13 protein-coding genes and 3 rRNA genes are annotated in these 18,946 nt (G+C 60.1%); 10 read left to right on the forward strand and 6 right to left on the reverse strand.

Going from position 1 to position 18,946, the window contains the following annotated elements; translation table 11 throughout:
- Positions 1-32: 32 nt before the first annotated feature.
- Entirely contained in the window at positions 33-371 is a 339-nt protein-coding gene (locus tag QMX91_RS07645) for a tryptophan synthase subunit beta (protein ID WP_098966540.1), read from the forward strand.
- A gap of 127 nt (positions 372-498) precedes the next feature.
- Here QMX91_RS07645 and lapD read toward each other — a convergent pair whose 3' ends face one another.
- Positions 499-2,445: a cyclic di-GMP receptor LapD gene (gene lapD / locus QMX91_RS07650; RefSeq protein ID WP_139053425.1), complete on the reverse strand. Its 1,947-nt coding sequence runs from the start codon at positions 2,443-2,445 to the stop codon at positions 499-501.
- A gap of 14 nt (positions 2,446-2,459) precedes the next feature.
- Positions 2,460-3,152 (reverse strand): cysteine protease LapG, encoded by a 693-nt coding sequence (lapG, locus tag QMX91_RS07655; RefSeq protein ID WP_007962016.1) that lies wholly within the window; start codon positions 3,150-3,152, stop codon positions 2,460-2,462.
- A gap of 196 nt (positions 3,153-3,348) precedes the next feature.
- Between lapG and QMX91_RS07660 the strand changes: the two genes are divergently transcribed.
- The 5 genes from QMX91_RS07660 to QMX91_RS07680 all read left to right on the forward strand — a co-directional run bounded on the left by QMX91_RS07660 (position 3,349) and on the right by QMX91_RS07680 (position 10,428).
- Entirely contained in the window at positions 3,349-4,059 is a 711-nt protein-coding gene (locus tag QMX91_RS07660) for a GntR family transcriptional regulator (RefSeq protein WP_135294689.1), read from the forward strand.
- A 768-nt stretch (positions 4,060-4,827) separates the two neighbouring features.
- The gene (locus QMX91_RS07665; protein WP_282412504.1) at positions 4,828-5,604 is read left to right on the forward strand and encodes a DUF3050 domain-containing protein; all 777 of its coding nucleotides are present in this window, start codon (positions 4,828-4,830) and stop codon (positions 5,602-5,604) included.
- Positions 5,601-6,530 (forward strand): diiron oxygenase, encoded by a 930-nt coding sequence (locus QMX91_RS07670; protein WP_282412505.1) that lies wholly within the window; start codon positions 5,601-5,603, stop codon positions 6,528-6,530. Before QMX91_RS07665 ends, QMX91_RS07670 begins: the two co-directional genes overlap by 4 nt.
- A gap of 13 nt (positions 6,531-6,543) precedes the next feature.
- Complete coding sequence (locus tag QMX91_RS07675; RefSeq protein ID WP_282412506.1) at positions 6,544-9,936, forward strand: non-ribosomal peptide synthetase; 3,393 nt, start codon at positions 6,544-6,546, stop codon at positions 9,934-9,936.
- Between the two features lie 24 nt (positions 9,937-9,960).
- Entirely contained in the window at positions 9,961-10,428 is a 468-nt protein-coding gene (locus tag QMX91_RS07680) for an SRPBCC family protein (protein ID WP_135294685.1), read from the forward strand.
- Positions 10,429-10,553: 125 nt separating this feature from the next.
- Here the strand turns inward: QMX91_RS07680 and QMX91_RS07685 are convergent, their stop codons facing one another.
- The gene (locus QMX91_RS07685) at positions 10,554-12,434 is read right to left on the reverse strand and encodes a methyl-accepting chemotaxis protein (RefSeq protein ID WP_098966529.1); all 1,881 of its coding nucleotides are present in this window, start codon (positions 12,432-12,434) and stop codon (positions 10,554-10,556) included.
- A gap of 311 nt (positions 12,435-12,745) precedes the next feature.
- On the opposite strand from QMX91_RS07685, the gene QMX91_RS07690 reads away from it, so the two are divergent.
- From QMX91_RS07690 to QMX91_RS07705, 4 genes are all read left to right on the forward strand, one after another.
- The gene (locus QMX91_RS07690; RefSeq protein ID WP_134785116.1) at positions 12,746-13,246 is read left to right on the forward strand and encodes a sigma-70 family RNA polymerase sigma factor; all 501 of its coding nucleotides are present in this window, start codon (positions 12,746-12,748) and stop codon (positions 13,244-13,246) included.
- Positions 13,246-14,247, forward strand: a complete 1,002-nt coding sequence (locus QMX91_RS07695; RefSeq protein WP_282412507.1) for a FecR family protein — start codon at positions 13,246-13,248, stop codon at positions 14,245-14,247. The genes QMX91_RS07690 and QMX91_RS07695 overlap by 1 nt, the downstream gene beginning before the upstream one ends.
- 87 nt (positions 14,248-14,334) lie before the next feature.
- Positions 14,335-16,836, forward strand: a complete 2,502-nt coding sequence (locus tag QMX91_RS07700) for a TonB-dependent siderophore receptor (protein WP_223009393.1) — start codon at positions 14,335-14,337, stop codon at positions 16,834-16,836.
- A 75-nt stretch (positions 16,837-16,911) separates the two neighbouring features.
- Positions 16,912-18,090, forward strand: coding sequence for a PepSY domain-containing protein (locus QMX91_RS07705; RefSeq protein WP_135294682.1), 1,179 nt, complete (start codon positions 16,912-16,914; stop codon positions 18,088-18,090).
- 65 nt (positions 18,091-18,155) lie between these two features.
- Here QMX91_RS07705 and rrf (QMX91_RS07710) read toward each other — a convergent pair.
- The 3 genes from rrf (QMX91_RS07710) to QMX91_RS07720 form a co-directional block, all read right to left on the reverse strand.
- Positions 18,156-18,271: ribosomal RNA gene (rrf, locus tag QMX91_RS07710) — 5S ribosomal RNA — on the reverse strand.
- Positions 18,272-18,378: 107 nt separating this feature from the next.
- A 5S ribosomal RNA gene (gene rrf, locus QMX91_RS07715) occupies positions 18,379-18,494 on the reverse strand.
- Positions 18,495-18,647: 153 nt separating this feature from the next.
- Positions 18,648-18,946 (reverse strand): 23S ribosomal RNA (locus QMX91_RS07720); the annotation flags it as partial.

Below are 18,946 nucleotides of genomic sequence, written 5' to 3' on the forward strand. Positions count from 1 at the left end.
GCATGACGCTGGATCTTTCTGAGGGATGCTCAATGTTTTACGTGCAACGCGATGCGCAAGGTCTGTTGATTCGCGTGGAAGCCGCGGCCTACGCCGAGGCCACGGAAACGCTGCCGGCCGACAGCCATGAAATCCAGGCCTGGTTCGCCAATGAAGTGGTGGAAACCAGCCTGAAACAGCTCAAGCAGAGCGACCTGGAAATGATTCGGGTACTCGACGACCTGATTCAGGTGCTGACCCAGAAAGGCGTGATCCGCGTCACCGATCTGCCGCCGGCGGCGCAGGCCAAGCTGATGGACCGCACCCAGGCGCGGGAAGCGCTGGGCGGGTTGAGCCACTTGATCGACGACGAAGAGACCGGGCTGATCTGATCCGCGATCTTCAGTGACCGGACTGACCCCTTCGCGAGCAAGCCCGCTCCCACATTTGAAATGCATTCCAATGTGGGAGCGGGCTTGCTCGCGAAGGCTGATTTACCGACAACGAATAACGAACAGGTTACTTCCAGGGCGTGGGCTCACCAAACAACTGCCCCTGCACCCCATACAAGCCCATCTCGCGAATCACCGACAACTCGCCCTCGGTCTCCACCCGCTCGGCAATCAACGGTAGATCGATGCTGTGCGCCGCACGCTGGATCGCTTCGATGAACAGGCGCTTGTCGCTCTCCTGATCGATGGCGCGGATGTAACTGCCATCGATCTTCAGGTACGCCAGCCCCAGCCGCGCCAGGTTGCCGATCATGCTGAAGCGTCCACCAAAGCGCTGCAGGCTCAGGGAGAAACCGAGTTCACGCAGGCGCCGGGTCAACTGCTCCAGCACCGCTTGCTCCGGCAATTGCTCCTCGCCGATCTCCAGCGTCAGGCGCTCGCCGAGGTCGGAGTGTGCGCGCAGAATCTCGAACACTTTGTTCAGCGCTTGTGGATCGGCCAGGGTTGCCGAAGAGAGGTTCAGCGCCAACGAATCCTCATGCCCTTTCATCTGCTCCAGCACGCGCTCGAGCATCAGACGGTCCAGTCGCGCGGTCCAGCCAAAACGCTCGAGCCACGGCAGGAAACGCCCGGCCGGGATGGTCTGGCCCTGTTCATCCAGCAAGCGCGAAAGCACTTTGTAATGCAGCACCAATTGCGTGTCCTGAGCGGCCACCACCGGTTGGAAATACAGTTCGAAACGCTGCTGATTCAGCGCCTGATCGAGCAAGCGATGCCAAGCGTGGTGATCGTCACCGACGTCCGCCACCAGGCTCTGATCGATGCACGCCCAGTTTTGCTCGCCCTGCCCCTCGGCCTGCGCCAGCGCCTGATCGCCCAGGGTCAGTACTGCTTGCGGTGAATCGCCGTGGGCAAACGGGGCGAGGCCAATGGAAGCCACGGCCGGCACATCGGTTGCGCCAGTGGCGTGCAGGCTGCTCAGCGCGCTGTCGAGGTTCTGCGCCAGTTGCAGCGCTTCTTCGCGCACCAGTCCCGGCGCCAGCACGGCGAATTCACCACCGCGAATACGGGTGACGAGGTTCTGGGTTTCAGGGTATTTGGCGCACTCGCGGGACAGTTGCTCGCCGACAGCTTTCAACAATTCATCGGTGCGCTGACCGCCCAGACGCTGATTGAGCCCGGCCAGATCCTTGACCCGCAACAGCAGCAGATAACCGGAACTGGCCTGCTCCGGGTTGCTCACGCGGTTGTGCAGTTGCATCTCGAAATAGCGCCGGTTGGCAAGCCCCGTGAGGTTGTCCTGATAAGACTCGGCACGCAGTTTTTCGCTGCGCTCGGCCTGCTCCTGGAACAACGCCTTGAGCTTCTCGACCATCTGGTTCATCGCCTGCACCACGCGCCGCAGTTCCGGGGTACGCGGCAACTCCGGCAGGCTGAGGAATTCGCGGCGGGCGATGGCGTGGGACTGTTTGACCATGTAATCCAGCGGGCGCAATTGCCGGCGCAGCAGCAACGCGCCGAGCACTGCACTGACCGCGCCGCACAGCAGCAGCCAGCCGAGGCTGCCCAACGCGCTCTGCCACAGCTTGGCCACGGCAAACATCGGGTGACTGACCACCTCGACCCGCGCCGCCTGCTCCCAGCCACGGCTGACCAGCGCGTCGCCACCGGCCGGCTCCAGGCCGATCAGTTTGACGAACCAGTCAGGCACATTGCTCACCGCCGGAATCCCGCTGCGCTCGACAATGGTCTGGTCGGTCTTGAGATCGACCACGCGGATGCTCGCGTAATAGCCGCTGTCGAAAATCGAGCTGACCAGCAGCTCGACCATCGCCGGGTCGTCGATATTCGGCGTCAGCGACAACGCCAGCGCCGTGGCGGCGTCCTGGGCATGGGAGCGCAGCTGGTTGACGTACTGGGTGCGCGAGCTCTCCAGACTGACCATGAAGCTGCCGGTGAAGGCGACCACCAGGAACAGACAGATAGCGATCAACAGCTGTTTGAACAAAGACATCTGAGCGCGTGCTCCTAGTTAGTCGTTTCGACCGGGAAACCTTCGGCCTGCATTTTCTTCAGCACATCCTGCCAGCGCGACAGGCGTTTGGTGTCACCGACCTTTTTGTTGCCCTTGGCTCCCGGCAGGTACAGACCTTCAGCATTGAAAGAGTAGACCGGCAGCAAATCGGTTCGCTGGGACGCAGGCTGAATCGGATCGATCAGGCTGTCGAGCACCAGCGGCATGGCATCGGGGGTGGCGTAGTAAGTCAGCACCATGTGTGCGCGATTCTGGCGCAGTGCCTTGACGTAGGTGATGCGCAGCTTGTCACTGGAGACCCCGAGATGGCGCAGGCTGAAATACTTGGCGATCGCATAGTCTTCGCAATCGCCGGCGCCTTTCCACAACGCTTCGATGGGCGTCTCCCAATAATCGACCTGCCCCCACAGATCGATATCTTCTACATAACGCACCTGTTTGTTGAAAAACAGGTTCACCACTTTCAGCTTTTCCATCTCGCTGACCTGTTTCTGCGTGGCCAGCAGGTTTTGCCAGGCATCGATCCGCTGCTGCCCGGCACCCAACGGGCCGTAGAGCGCCGTAGCCTTGCGGCTGATCGCGGAAAAATCCCAATCGGCATGCAGGCCGCCCAGCATGACGCCGGCCAGCAACAGTGCGCAGCCTAGCCAGCGCAGAGTCCGGGGGATCGCGAAACGTACCGCCACAGCAGGTTTCCAGGGGGCAGGAAGGAAAGCGTTTGATGGTGAAGCTTAGCCCGGCAAAAAACAATGGCACCATGAGATCATCGCCATCGCGCTAAACTTCATTCAGGACAGCAATCCTTTACATGGTTTGACAACCTGTAGAGCAATCACTAGTGTCTTTGGATCCAAATTCCGTCGTCATTCAGGGTGAGTAGTTGTGACACAGAAGCCCAAACCGCTGCACAGCATCAAAGTCGATGGGCCGATTCCCGCACACCTTGCCCGCTCGATCATCGAAGAAACCCTGCGCTCGGCGATCCTTGACGGTCGCTTGCCCTGCGGCACCGCCCTGCGCCAGCAGGATCTGGCCGACCTGTTCGGGGTCAGCCGCATGCCGGTGCGCGAGGCTCTGCGCCAGCTCGAAGCGCAGGAACTGCTGAGCGTCACCACCCACAAGGGCGCCGTTGTAGCGCCGCTGATCCAGGGCGACGCCACCGAAACCTACGAGTTGCGGATCCTCCTCGAATCCGAGGCCATGCGCCAGTCGATCCCGTTGCTGACCAGCGCCGATCATGCGCACGCCGCCGGCTATATCGAAGAACTCGAAACCCAGCACGACTACAGCGAAATCGGTCGGCTCAACCGTCTGTTCCACATGGCCCTGTACAGCAAGGCACCGAATAAGCGTCTGCTGCGGCTGGTCGAAGACGGCCTCAACGAGGAGGAGCGCTTCCTGCGTTTCAACCTCGAAGCCATGGGCCTGGGCAAACTCTCCCAGGAAGATCACCGCGCCATGCTCCAGGCCGTGATCGAGCGCGATGTCGAGCTGTCGGTGAAGTTGCTCACACATCACCTCAACCGTGGCGTCGAGGTCATCACCCGCTTCCTCGCCAGTCCCGCCGGACAAAACCGCAAGGCCGTGCGCTGACACCCTTCACGCCGGTCTCAGGCCTTCGCGCCCGACCGGCGAATAACCCGCTTACAAATCCTCTCCCCGATCCTCCGCAAACCTGGTGGCGGATCCGCGTGTTCGCTCTAACCTCCCAGCGCTCGCAAGCCCGCCATTGCGGCTCGGCGCGGACGAATCGGTCATAGCCGTCCCGCCAATTTACCCGCACTCTTTAACGGCCACCCCATGAAGAACGGGCGACGCGCCGCACCGCCGGCGCAGTCCCCGCACCAGGAACCTACGGAAGGAGCCTTGCCACGGGAAAAAGGGAAGTTACGGCGCCGTTTCCGGCCCACTTTCATTCCTATACATCACATTCAATTTCCGCTTCTTAAAGTTGCTTTGAGTGAGGCATTCACTCTTGTCTTCAATTTTGGCCATTATTTGCCGAAAGGAGCAACTACGCCCAAGTAAAACTTAAACCAAAAGTTTTACCGGGCCGACTCATACTTGAAAAACACACAACTAAAAATAATTAAAAATAAACTTGTTAAGTTATTTGACGATGTATTAGCTTTTCCTCGCCGAGCAGGTTCTACCTGCAAACACGGCACGGCTCCGCAGTCATCCAATAGCTTTGGCAAATATTCGCCAACGCATGGTCGAGAGCCTTTCATGCACTTTGCAAACTTTCATTAATCCGAATGAGGCCCGCGTTCGCCAATAGAAAACATTTCAAACTTATCAAGTCCGTGTTGATGCACTGAACGAGCAACTCCCTCTATTCCAATAACACCGAGGTTCGCCATGATGCCAACTAAAGAACAACTCGCCCTGAAAAAAGCGCAATTGAGCGTTCACCCGATCTTTACCGAGATCGATTCGTTATCGGTACTGCGCCGGTTCATGGAATCCCACGTCTTCGCCGTGTGGGATTTCATGTCGTTGACCAAGCGCCTGCAGCAGGAACTGACCTGTACGCGGCTGCCATGGTTACCGCCACGCGATCCGCATGCTGCGCGGCTGATCAACGAGATCGTGCTAGGCGAAGAGTCCGATGATCGTCCCGCCCACGGCCATTACAGCCATTTCGAGCTGTACCTGGACGCGATGCGCGAAGTCGGTGCGAGCACCACGACGGTCGAACGGTTTGTCGCGCTGCAACAGGAAGGCGTGAGTTACGACGTCGCCCTGCAAAGCGTTGAGGTTGATCCGGCAGCGGCGAAATTTGTGCGCGAGACGCTGCACACCGCGCTGCACGCACCGGGCCACAGTGTCGCCGCCGCGTTCCTGCATGGCCGCGAAAGCGTGATCCCGACGATGTTCCAGCGCATCCTTGATGACTGGGGGATCGGCATCGAACAGGCACCCACCTTTCGTTATTACCTGGAGCGCCACATCGAGGTCGACTCCGAAGATCACGGCCCGGCGGCAGAGCAACTGCTCGAGCGCCTGGTCGATGGCGATCCGCAACGCGAAGCCGAGGTCTATGCCAGCGCCATCGCGGCGGTGGAAAGCCGCATCGCCCTGTGGGACGGCTTGCGTCTGAGCATGCGCGAGCCTTTGGTGGAGGTGGCCCGATGAACGCCGCCGACTACCAATCTTTCGCCGACGCCTGGGAAACCCGCGCCACTATCCGCACTCGGCCACGGCGTGTTCTGGAAGACGATGAGCGCCTGATCTATCCGTTGAGCCGTCAGCCGCTGGTGCTCAGCGAAACCTTCCTGCGTGAGTGCCCGCAGCAGCGTGATTTCGCCCTGGTGCAGACGCTGTACAAGTTCATCAACGACGTGGTGATTTTCGAGACCGAAATCGTCGACCGGACCGCCCGCGCCATCGCCAAGAATCGCTTCGCCGTGCCGTTCCCGTTTGCCTGTCGCTACGACGCGATGACCGTGGTGGTGGACGAGGATTACCACGCACTGGTGGCGATGGATTTCATGCAGCAGACCGTGGCCATGACCGGCATCGAGCCGATCGAACTGCCCACTGAAATCGAACTGAGCCGGGCGATTCCTGCCGCTGTGGCTCTGGCGCCCGAACACCTGCGCAGCGCCGTGGAACTGATCTGCGTGGCCATCGCCGAGAACACCGTGACCGGCGACGTTGCGGCGTTCGCCCGGGACGATACGGTCAAGCCGTCGATCAAAGGGCTGATGGCCGATCACCTGCTCGACGAGGGCCGGCACTCCAGTTTCTGGGCGCGCATGGTGCGCATCTATTGGCATACCGCCAATGACGCGGACCGGGAAACCATCGCGCAGATCCTGCCGGTGTTCATCGGCCATTACCTGACCAATGACATCCAGAAGTCCTTCGATCTGCGCCTGATCGACGCCTTGCCGGTCAGCGAGGCAGTGCGCCGCTCGCTCAAGGACGAAATGGCCGGGTTGGCCTTCCCGATCAATCGCCACCATCCGCTGGTGGGCAACATCGTGCGGTTTTTCCACAACAGCTCGCTGCTCGACACGCCCTGCGTGCAGCACGCCCTGCGTGACTATCTGGTTTGATGAGGAGGCCGACATGAGACGTCTCGACATTTTATTGATTGGCGCCAGCCAGGCCATGACCGACCTGGTGCAGGAACTCGAACAACACGGCCACTCCTTGCGGCGCAGCGGCGCGGCGCAATCGCCGGTAGACCTGATCATCGACGATGGCTTCATCGGCGCCGGTGATTTCTGCGCCATCCCGCACTTGCATCTGCGCCTCGGTATCGCTGCGCAGCGCCTTAGCGGTTTACCGACGCTCGACCTGTTGTGCTTCCTCGGCTCGTCACTGATCAGCCGTGTGCCGATTGGCGATGAGCCGTCCGGCAATGGTCAAGCACTGCGCCAGCGAGTGCTGACGCAGGTGGTCGACGAAGTCGCGCTGCTGGTCAGCCGTTTCTCCCGCGATGCCGAGTATTTTCAGCAGGCATTGCCAGTTACCGCGCCGGACTTCGAACAGGTGGAGGACCTGTCGTTTCTCGACAGTCTGGCTTACGTCCATCGCCTCAACGCCACGACGCATCCGGCATTGTTGCAACAGGCGCAGACGCCGTTGATCGAACGCCTGCAACGCAGCCTGATCGAACACGCCGAGCGACCGGCGCTGCACCTGGCCGAGCACTCGCTCAGCTACCGCCAGTTGCACGCGCACAGCCGTGCGATCCAGCAACGTCTGCAGCCACTGCTAGAGCAGCATCCGCAGCCGTGGATCGTGGGTATCTGCCAGCCGAAAAGCCCGGCGCTGTTCGCCTCGATTCTGGCGGTGCTCGGCAGTGGCGCGGTGTATCTGCCGCTCGAGCCGAGCCATCCGTTGCAGCGCCAGCAATACATCCTGCAAAACGCCGGCGCGGTGTTGTTGCTGCACGACGGCGAGCATCCGCTCGGTGAGTCGATGCCCGGGCTGGATGTCAGTCGTATCGACAATGCCGAAGCCGATCTCGACCTACCATTGATGCGTCAGCGGCCGACGCTTGAAGCACCGTGCATGGCGCTCTACACCTCCGGCACCACCGGGCATCCGAAGGGTGTACTGCTGAGCCAGGCGAACCTCGCGCACTTTACCGCGTGGTACGCCGATTACGTGCAATTGCGCGCCGAAAGCCGGGTGTTGCAGTTCTCTTCGCTGAGCTTCGACTCATCGCTGATCGATATCTTTCCGACGCTGCTCGAAGGCGCCGAACTGGTGGTGCCCGATGACACTCAACGCCGCGATCCGCTGCAGTTGGTGGCGTTGATCCGCCGCCGGCAACTGACCCACGCGTTCCTGCCGCCGGCGCTGTTGAGCATCCTGCCGCTGGAGCATTTGCATGGCGTCGAAGTGATGACCGGCGGCGACGTCTGCGAGCCCTTCGTCATCGAGCAACTGACCCGTCAGGGCAAGCTGCACAACCTCTACGGCCCCACCGAAGCGACGGTACTGATTACCGCTCGCCAGCTCAAACCGGGTGACAGCAACCGCACTCTTGGCGCACCGATTGCCAACAGTCAGGTGCTGATTCTCGATGACGATCTGCAACCGGTGCCGGATAACACCGTCGGCGAATTGTTCATCGTCGGCCCCGGCGTTTGCCTCGGCTATCTGAACAATGCGCAGCAGACCGCCGAGCGCTATCTGACCCTGCAACTGCCGCACGGTGAGACCTTGCGCGCCTACCGCAGCGGCGACATGGCCAAGTGGGGGGAGCATGGCATCGAGCTGTGCGGACGGCGCGACAATCAGGTGAAGATCCGCGGTTTCCGGGTCGAGCCGGAAGAGATCGAGCGCTGCCTGCGCGAGAGCCAGTTGTACCGTCAGGTGGCGGTGGTGATCGACAGTCAGCGGCGGATTCTGGCGTTCCTCGCCCAGCCGCAATCGGACGCTGCCCGCGATCTGTTGAAGGCGCATGCCCAGCAGTTTCTGCCGGACTACATGCAACCGGTGGCATGGACTGAACTGGCGCAGATGCCGTTCGCCAGCAACGGCAAGGTCGACCGCAAGGCATTGCTGGAGCTGCCGGTGAGTGTGCAGGACGGCGGCCCGAAATGCCTGCCGGCAAACGCCGACGAAGCGCTGCTGCTGGAGATCTGGGCGGAACTGCTGGAGCTGCCGAGCAGCGATATTTCCACCGACGAAAGCTTCTTCAATCTCGGTGGGCATTCGATTCTGCTGTCGCGGATGTTGCTGCGCTTGCGTGAGGAGTTCGGGCGCAGCATCTCGATCAACCGCTTCATCGAACTGCCGACCATCAGCAAACTCGCGACGCTGGTGCGCGGTACCGACGACAGCGCGGTGCTCAACGCCCAGGCCATGGCCGACGCCGAACGCCCGCTGAACATCGAGCCGCTGCCGATCAGTCGCCTGGGCGATGTGCACAAGGTGATCGTCACCGGCGCCAACAGTTTTGTCGGCGTGCACATCGTCGAAGCGCTGCTCGGTTGGGGCGCCAGCGAAGTGGCGTGTCTGGTGCGTGATGGTGGCGGGCAAACGGCGGCGCAGCGTTTTGCTCAGGCATTGCGCGAGAACCGTCTCGAGCACCTGGATCTGAGTCGGGTGCGGATCTATTCGGCAGACCTCACCCGCCCGCAACTGGGCCTGACCGACGACGATTATCAGCGCCTCGATCGCGAGTTCGGCGCACTGGTGCACAACGCCGCCAACGTCAATCACGTGCTCGATTACGAGTCGCTGGCAGCGGATAACGTCGAGCCGATTTTCGAGCTGCTGCGCCTGTGTGAAGGACGCAGCAAAAAGGTCTTCAACTTTGTCTCGACGCTGTCCGCTTCAAGCACCGTCGATAGCGAAGGCCGAGTGCTCGAATTGCCCGCCGCGCCGACTCCGCCGATTTACATCCGCAACGGCTACAACCTGTCGAAGTGGGTCGGCGAACGCGTCCTCGAACGGGCGCGCGAGCGGGGGGTGTGGGTCAACCTGTATCGCCCCGGCAACATCAGTTTCAACAGCCTGAGCGGCGTCTGCCAGCCGCACAAAAACCGTTTGATGCTGATGCTCAAAGGCTCGATCCAGCTCGGTCAGGTGCCGGCCTTTGCGCTGAATTTCGACCTGATGCCGGTGGACTTTCTAGCGCGTTTCATCGCCTTCCACGCCAGCCGTTATTCGACCGAGCACGCGGTGTTCAACCTGCACAACCCCGAACCGCTGAGTTGGGATGCCTACGTCGCCTCGTTCCGCGAAACCGGCAGCGAATTCTCGCTGGTCAGCGTCGCCGACTGGCAGCAGCAACTGGGCCGGGTCGACACCGACAACGCGCTGTTTGGCGTGCTCGGTTTCTACCTCAACGGCTTCGAGAAGGACATTGGCGACATCTCCCTGATCGGCCACGCCAACGCCGAAGCCGGCGTGCAACAGATGGGCGCGCACTACCCGGAAAAATCCCCGGCGCTGCTGCGTCGCGGCTGCGATTACCTGAAAGAAATCAACTTCATCTGATTCATCCAAAAAAGGAGCAACACCATGAGCACTCTGCAACCGGACACCCTGATCAAAAACCCTCACGGCTGCCATGTCATCTCTTCGGTGGAAGTGCCGGCGGACGCGGCGCAGGTCTGGGCGGTGGTCGGCAATTTCGCTGGCTTCGACCGCTTCATCCCGGCGCTGTCGCACATCGAAATGACCGGCGAAGGCGTGTCCTCGCTGCGCAAGAAATGCTTCAAGGACGGTAACGTGGTGGTCGAACAACTCAACTCACGCGATGAGCAGGCACGGGCCATGACCTGGACCACGATCTACAACACGCTGGGCGTGGCGAATTTGTGGGCGGCGATGAACGTGGAATCTTTGGGGGCGGGCAAGTCGCGGGCGACCTGGACGATCATTGCCGAGCCGGCTTCAGGTGGGGAGGAGGTGCTGCCGGGGTTCAAGGATTTCGTGCAGGGGTTCGCCGATGATGCGATGGGGAATGTGCTGAAGCTGTTTGTCTAAGGCTTCGGTTTGGCAGTGACTGATCTGCCGCAATCGCGAGCAGGCTCACTCCTACAGTGGAATGCGTTCCCCTGTAGGAGTGAGCCTGCTCGCGATCAACGATAACGCGGTCTCGAATCTGAAAATCAGATCTTGAAGCTATCGACCAACTGCTTCAACCGATTCGCCTGCTGCGACAACGCATCACAATCCTTCAACGTTTCATTGAGGTTGGCGACGCTCTGCTGGTTCAGCAGGTTGATCTGGTTGACGTCGACGTTGAGGGTTTCCACCACCGCGGTCTGCTCTTCGGTTGCAGCGGCCACCGACTGGTTCATGCCGTCGATTTCGCCGATGCGTTGGGTCACGCTGACCAGGCGCAGACCGGCCTGATTGGCCACTTCCACGCTCTCTTCGCTGGACGCCTGACTGGCGTTCATGGTGGTCACCGCTTCACGCGAACCGACCTGCAAGGAGGTGATCATCTTGTGGATCTCCTCCGCCGATTCCTGGGTGCGATGGGCGAGGTTGCGCACTTCGTCCGCCACCACCGCAAAACCGCGTCCGGCTTCACCGGCACGGGCCGCTTCGATGGCCGCGTTGAGCGCCAGCAGGTTGGTCTGCTGCGAGATGCCTTTGATCACATCGAGGATGTGGCCGATGTTGTCGGTGCTGGCATTCAGGGTTTCGATCTGGGTGCATGACAGGCTGATCTTCTGCGACAGCTCGGTCATCGCCTGAATGGTCTGCTCGACCACCTGACGACCGTCATCGGCCTGCTCGCTCGCGCCGCTGGCGTGCTGCGACGCATCGGCGGCGTTGCGGGCGATTTCCTGAGTGGCGGCGCCCAACTGGTTGATCGCGGCGGCCACACTGTTGGTGCGCGCGCTTTGTTCGTCGGAACCGATGATCGAGGCGTTGGACGAGGCCATTACCCGTTGCGACAGGTCGTGCACATGACGGGTAGCCGACGACACTTCGGAAATCGACGCGTGAATGCGCTCGACGAACTGGTTGAACGCGCTGCCCAGTTCGGCGAACTCATCCTTGCCTGCCACGACCAGACGACGGGTCAGGTCGCCTTCGCCTTGAGCGATGTCCTGCATCGCGCGGCCCATAGTGGTCAGCGGACGCATCAGGACGTTGATCAGCAGGCTCAGCAGCAGCGCAATCGCCGCGACCGCGACGAACATCGCGATCAGCGCCGAAGTACGGAACTGGCTGAGGGCGGCGTAGGCCTTGTCACGATCGATCGACAGACCGATGTACCAATCGGCATTCGGCAAACCGCTGACCGGGGTGAACGACAGGATGCGTTCCTGGCCATTGAGCACTACGTTCTGGTTGCCCTTCTCGATGCGCACGCCGGCGTTCGGGTAGATGTCCTTGAGGTTCTTCATCACCTGGTCTTTGTCCGGGCTGACGATCACTTGGCCGTCACCGCTGACCAGGAATGCGTGGCCGAGGCCACCGAAGTCCACCGAGTTGATGATCTTCACCAGGGTTTCCAGGCTCAGGTCACCGCCGACCACACCCAGCAGTTCGCCATTCTTTTTCACCGGCATGGCGATGGTCACGACCAGACCACCGACCGCCGCCATGTATGGCGGGGTCAACATGGTTTTGTCGGCGACCACGGCCTGCTTGTACCAAGGGCGCTGACGCGGGTCGTAGCCGTCGGGCATCTTCGCGTCAGGGCGCTGGGTGAATACTCCGTTGGCCTGACCGACGTAGGTGAACTGGAAGTTCGAGGTAAAGGCCGGTTGATCGACCAGCCCCGGGAAGTCGGCGTCCTTGCCCTGATGGGCAACGTTCTGCGCGAGGTTTTCCAGCACCAGAATTCGCCCGCTCATCCAGTTCTGCACGCTGCTGGCGGTCAGATCGCCGGCCTGCTGTACGGACGACTGGAGGTTCTGGCGAATGGTGTTGCGCTGCAGATAGTCGTTGTAGAGGGTGAACAAAGCGAAAGCCAGGACCACGACGCCCGAGGCGGCCAACAGGATTTTATGGCTGAACTTGAGATTCATTTCATGGGACTTCTTATGCAAAAGTGGGGATGCGTTCCGGGATGCAACATTCCATGTACAGCGCAGGCGGCGTTCTGACGGCCGCTCTACTTTGGTGCACGCATGTCTCACCAGTCTGTCGGCACCATTCACGGAAATCTTAGGGCTGCGTGGGAAATGGCCTGCATTTCTGTCAGATTCCCGCCGAACGGCGTGCCAGAGCGTTCGCCACGAAGTTTTTTTGCTGGATCTCCGAGCAGAGGTTGCAAAATTCGCAGCCCCTGATAAAAATGCGACTAATTATCATTTGTGACGTTCGGGCTGTCGCGTTCATGTCCTCACCTGAGTTTGCAGTGCAGGCGCTTTACAGGAGTCATCACGGCTGGCTCAACGCCTGGCTGCGGGCGCGGCTGGGCAATGCCGCGGATGCCGCAGATCTGGCCCAGGACACCTTCGTCCGCCTGTTGCAGCGCAGCGAACGCCTGGAACTCAAGGCGCCTCGCGCATTTTTACGCACCATCGCCCGTGGCCTGGTGATCGATCATTGGCGTCGTGAAGAAATCGAACGCGCCTATCTCGAAACCATCGCCCATTTGCCCGAAGCCGAAACCCCAAGCGCCGAAACCCGCGCGCTGGTAATCGAGTTGCTCGAGAGCATCGCGCGCATGCTTGAAGGCTTGCGACCGAAAGTGCGTCAGGCGTTTCTGCTGGCGCAGTGCGAAGGTTTGACCCACAAGCAGATCGCCGCGCAGATGGGCTTGTCACTGCGCTCCGTCGAACGTTACGTCGCCGATGCGATGTATCACTGCTACGTGTTGCGGTACGCAAGTTGATGCCTGTGGATAACAACTCAGTCGCGCGCCGCGCCGAGCCGCAGCAACAGGTGGTCAAGCAAGCCATCCACTGGTTGCTGCGGCTGCGTAACAACCATGGCAATGCGCGCCTGAGTCATCAGTGCGACGCGTGGCGCGCCGAACATCATGAACATGAACTGGCCTGGCAGCGCGTGCAGTCGCTGCAGGCGGAATTGAGCCATAACCTGCGCGCAGTGCCCGGCGCGCACGTGGCGTTCAATACGCTGGAAAACAGTGCGCAAGGGCTGGGGCGGCGACAAGCCTTGAAGCTGCTGTCTGGCGCGGTGCTGATGGGCTCCGCGGCATGGCTGGCCAAGGACACCTCCGTGTGGCAGCAGTGGCGCGCTGATTACGCTACGGCGACCGGGGAGCGTCGCGGGTTCCAGTTGCCCGACGGCACGCGGATCGAGCTGAACACTGCCAGCGCAGTGGATCTGGACTACACCGCGCAGCAGCGGCTGATCAAACTCACTCGCGGCGAAATCATCGTCACATGCGGCGGTAACGATGAAGGCGCGACGTTCAACCGGCCACTTCGCGTGCAAAGTCGTCATGGCATTTATGAGCCGATAAAAGCCCGCTTCATCCTGCGTCAGGACAGCGATTGCACGCGGCTGACTGTCAGCTCAGGGAGCGTCGCCATTCGCAGCGGCGCAACCTCCGTCGAGGCGCTCGCCGGGCAGACCTATCTGATCGATCACCATCAGGTGCGCCCGGCAGCGCCACTGGATATGGACGTGGGCGCGTGGGCCGATGGTTTGATTGTGACCCGCAATATGCGCCTGGGCGATTTCCTCAATGAAGTCGGGCGTTATCGTCAGGGCTTTGTGACGTGCGCGCCACAGGTGGCGGACTTGCGCCTCTCCGGAGTGTTCCGCCTGGAGGACACCGACAAGCTGCTGGCCATCCTGCCGCAGACCCTGCCGGTGCAACTGCGTTATCGCACCCGATGGTGGGTCACACTCGAGGCGGTGGCCTGAAATTATTTTGGCGGGTTTTCGCGACAAGTCCGGCTTGGTCAGTAAGCACTTCAACTCAGCCTTTGCGACTTGCCACGGAAACCGACAATGACTGTCCGCCTCACCTGTAAGAAACCGCTGAATTTCACTGCCGAATCGGGCCTGCTGCGCCACGCCGTTCGCGCCGCCCTGCTGTCCACCGTTCTGGGTGCCGGTGCGCTGCCCGGCCTGAGCGTCGCCGCCCCTGCCAGTGAAGCGAGCAGTCATCGCTACAGCATCGGCGCCGGCCCGCTGGGCGAAGCGCTGAACCAGTTTGCCCGTCAGGCCGGCATTACCCTGGCGATGACTCCGCAGCAAACGCAGGGACAACAGTCTCCGGGCGTACAGGGCGAATATTCAACTGATCAGGCGTTGAGCCATTTGCTTAGCGGTTCGGGCCTGGAAGCAGTCAGCCAGGACGGCAGCAGCTACGTCCTGCGTCCTGTCAGTGAAACCGATGCGCTGGCACTGCCAACCACCGATATCAAAGGTTTCGCCCTCGGCAACGCACTCGGTAGCATGGAAGGCTACAACGCCACCCACAGCCAGATCGCCACCAAGACCAGTACCGCGTTGCTGGAAACTTCGCAAAGCGTGTCCGTGGTCACCCGCGAGCAAATGGACGATCAAGGCTCGCAAACCGTCTCCCAGGCGATGCGTTATACCCCCGGCGTGCTGACCAACCCTTACGGGGCGACCCATCGCTACGACTATGTGGCGATGCGCGGCTTCAACGATGGCTCGGTGGATAACATCTACCTCGACGGCCTCAAGTCGATGGGCGACAGCGGGACCTACAGCACCATGCAGGTCGATCCGTATTTCCTCGAGCGCGTGGATATTCTCAAAGGCCCGTCGTCGGTCTTGTATGGCCGCAGTTCGCCCGGTGGCCTGGTGGCGCTGACCAGCAAAAAGCCGTTGTACGAGGCCTATCATCAGGTTCAGGCCACGGTCGGTACCCAAGGTCAGCGCGGGGTCGGGTTTGACTTCAGCGGCCCAGTCGATGACGACAAGCGCATTGCCTATCGTCTGACCGGTTTGTCGGATCAGTCCGACACACAATTCGACCACAACAAGGAAAAACGCTTCGCCCTCGCCCCGACCCTGAGTATCGATTTCACTGAAGACACCTCGCTGACACTGCAGGCGTATCTGCAACATGATCCGGATGGCGGCTACCACGGCGGCGTGCCGGCGGACGGGACGATTCATCAGCGCAACGGTAACCGCATCCCGCCGCACTTCTTCGAGGGCGAGCCGGGGATTGATGGCTACTCGCGGGATCAGCAATCGTTCGGCTATCAGTTCGAACATCGCTTCAACGATGTCTTCACGGCGCGGCAGAACTTCCGTTACCTCGACTCCAAAGTGAACATGGATCAGGTTTACGCCTATGGCTGGACGACGCCAACCAGCAACGAACTTAACCGCTACTACACCGGCGGCGATGAACGTCTGCATGCGTTCATCGTCGACAACATGCTGCAGGCCGAATTCTTCACCGGAGCTACCAAGCACACCGTGTTGATGGGTGCGGACTATCAGCGGCGCAAAACGGTGGTCGACTGGACCAGCGGCGGTCTGGCGCCGATCAATGCGTTCAACCCGGTCTATGGCAACTCGGCGATCGATATGTACGGCGACACCAGTTACCTGCGGCGCCTGGAGCAGACCGGGGTCTACCTGCAAGACCTGATCGAGATGAACCAATGGCGGTTTTCGCTGGGTCTGCGTCAGGACTGGGTCGAGACGTCGGATGAGAACCGTATCGCCGAAGCGGGCCGTCCGGTGGGCACGGAAATCAACGACCGCCGCACCAAACTGACCAGCCGCGCTGGTGCGTTGTATCTGTTCGATAACGGCCTGGCGCCGTACATCAGCTACTCCGAGTCGTTTAACCCGAACTCGTATGCCGACAGCGCCGGCAATCCTCTGCCGCCAACTGACGGGACGCAATGGGAAGTCGGCCTGAAGTACCAGCCGCCGGGCACCGACAACCTGTTCACCGCCTCGCTGTTCCGCATTGATCAAGAAAACCTGGCGACCAAACTGCCGCAGGAAAACTTCTACCGCGCGGTAGGCGCTGTCCGTTCGCAAGGGCTGGAACTGGAAGCGCACATGCAGTTGACCGACAACCTGAAAGTACTCGGCAGCTACACCTTCACCGATATCGAGTACTCGAAGTCGATGGTCAGCACCTTGAGCACGCCGACCGATGTGATCGAGAACAAAGGCAACTCGCCGACTCAGGCACCGCGGCACATGGCGTCGTTGTGGGCTGACTACAAATTCGACAGTGCCGCACTCGACGGCCTGCGCCTGGGCGGTGGTGTGCGTTATGTCGGTTACAGCTGGGCGGATGCGGAAAACACGCTGAAGGTACCTGCCTACACCTTGTTCGACGCATCCATCGGTTATGACCTGGGCAAGGTCGGCTTGAAGGGCGTCGACGTGCGCCTGAACGCGAACAACCTGACCAATGAATCCTACGTAGCCTCCTGCGCGAGTCTGAACTTCTGCTACATGGGCGAAGAGCGCAACGTCGCCGCCACGGTCAGCTACCAGTTCTAAACCTTTGCCTTGTGCATAAAAAAGCCAGCCCCTGTTTTCAGGGGCTGGCTTTGTCGCTTCTGTGGGGAAATTCTCATGCGCGCATTGTTGGTGTTGTTGCATCGCTATATCGGGCTGGCAACAGCGGTATTTTTACTGCTGGCCGGGATCACCGGGAGCATTCTGGCGTTTAATCATGAGCTGGATGAGTGGCTGAATCCGAAGTTCTACGCGGCCTCATCTGAGGGGCAAAGATTGCCTCCCGGGGCGTTGGTCGACGCTGTGCAGACCACGCATCCGAAGCTGCAGGTCTGGTACATGGAGTATCCGGACGAGTTGGGGCATACCGCGCTATTGGCAGCTGTTCCACGTAAGGATCCGGCGACGGGCAAACCGTTTGATGAGCGCAATCAGGTGTTCTACCTGGACCCGGTGAGTGCCGAGCAGAAAGGGCAACGTTACTGGGGCGAGTGCTGCTTTTCCCGGGAGAACTTCATTCCGTTCATTCTTGAGTTTCATTACAACTTGACGCTGCCCGGAAACTGGGGCTTGTGGTTGATGGGGCTGGTTGCCAGCGCCTGGGTGATCGATTGTTTCATCGCGCTGTGGCTGACGTTTCCTCGTGGCAAGCCGTTCTGGAAAAAGTGGTCGGCGGCCTGGAAGATCAAGGGCGGCCACGTTTATCGACTCAACTTCGATCTGCATCGGGCCGGTGGATTGTGGCTGTGGTTGTTGTTGCTACCGATTGCGGTCAGCAGTGTCGCGATGAACTTGCCCAGTCAGGTCTTCAAACCGGCGGTGTCGCTGCTTTCACCGATCGAGCCGAGCGTTTATGAGGCTCGAGGGCGAATGCCTCCATCTGAGTTGGGGGTGACACAGTTGAGTTATCAACAGGCGTACGAAAGGGCATTGGTCGAGGGGAAGAGGCTAGGACTGACAGCGGCGATCGGGGAGTTGTATTACAGCTTTGAGTACAACTTCTACGGCGCAGGACTCGGGCATCACGACACTGAAGCGCATGGCAAGTCCTGGTTGTTTTTTCACGGTACTGACGGGCGATTATTAGGTCAGGAAATTGCCGGACAAGGGACACTGGGGGAACGGTTTTACCGCTTGCAACTACCGATACATGGCGGACGGATCATCGGCTTCACCGGGCAAGTGATCATCGCGGTATTGGGGGTTGTGATTGCGGGGCTGTCAGGGACTGGCGTCTACATCTGGTGGCGCAAGTGGCAGGCCCGGCGCATCAGCAAGGCTCGCAAAGCGGCCTGAGTTTTGGGAGCCCTGAAACGACAAAACCCCTGTCTGCGTTAGCAGACAGGGGTTCTGGAATTTAATCTTGACGATGACCTACTCTCACATGGGGAAACCCCACACTACCATCGGCGATGCATCGTTTCACTTCTGAGTTCGGGATGGGATCAGGTGGTTCCAACGCTCTATGGTCGTCAAGAAATTCTGTATCTGGCCCGTCAACACGGTAACGTGCCAGCAAAATCGGTGACTTCTACTAAAAAACAAAACCCCAACTGCTTTCGCAATTGGGGTTTCGGAATTTAATCTTGACGATGACCTACTCTCACATGGGGAAACCCCACACTACCATCGGCGATGCATCGTTTCACTTCTGAGTTCGGGATGGGATCAGGTGGTTCCAACGCTCTATGGTCGTCAAGAAATTCGGGTACTGACTCGTGACCGGTTGGCCTCGCTTCAGCAAATCGGGTATGTGATACAGGTGTTTGTGAGCATCGCGAACTTTCGGTTCATTGCGTCTTCACACACCGCAATCTGGTCTCTTTCGAGCATTCAGATTGCTTGGGTGTTATATGGTCAAGCCTCACGGGCAATTAGTATTGGTTAGCTCAACGCCTCACAGCGCTTACACACCCAACCTATCAACGTCGTAGTCTTCGACGGCCCTTCAGGGAACTCAAGGTTCCAGTGAGATCTCATCTTGAGGCAAGTTTCCCGCTTAGATGCTTTCAGCGGTTATCTTTCCCGAACATAGCTACCCGGCAATGCCACTGGCGTGACAACCGGAACACCAGAGGTTCGTCCACTCCGGTCCTCTCGTACTAGGAGCAGCCCCTCTCAAATCTCAAACGTCCACGGCAGATAGGGACCG

This window comes from Pseudomonas sp. PS01299 (assembly GCF_029960145.1).
GTDB lineage: Bacteria > Pseudomonadota > Gammaproteobacteria > Pseudomonadales > Pseudomonadaceae > Aquipseudomonas > Aquipseudomonas putida_A.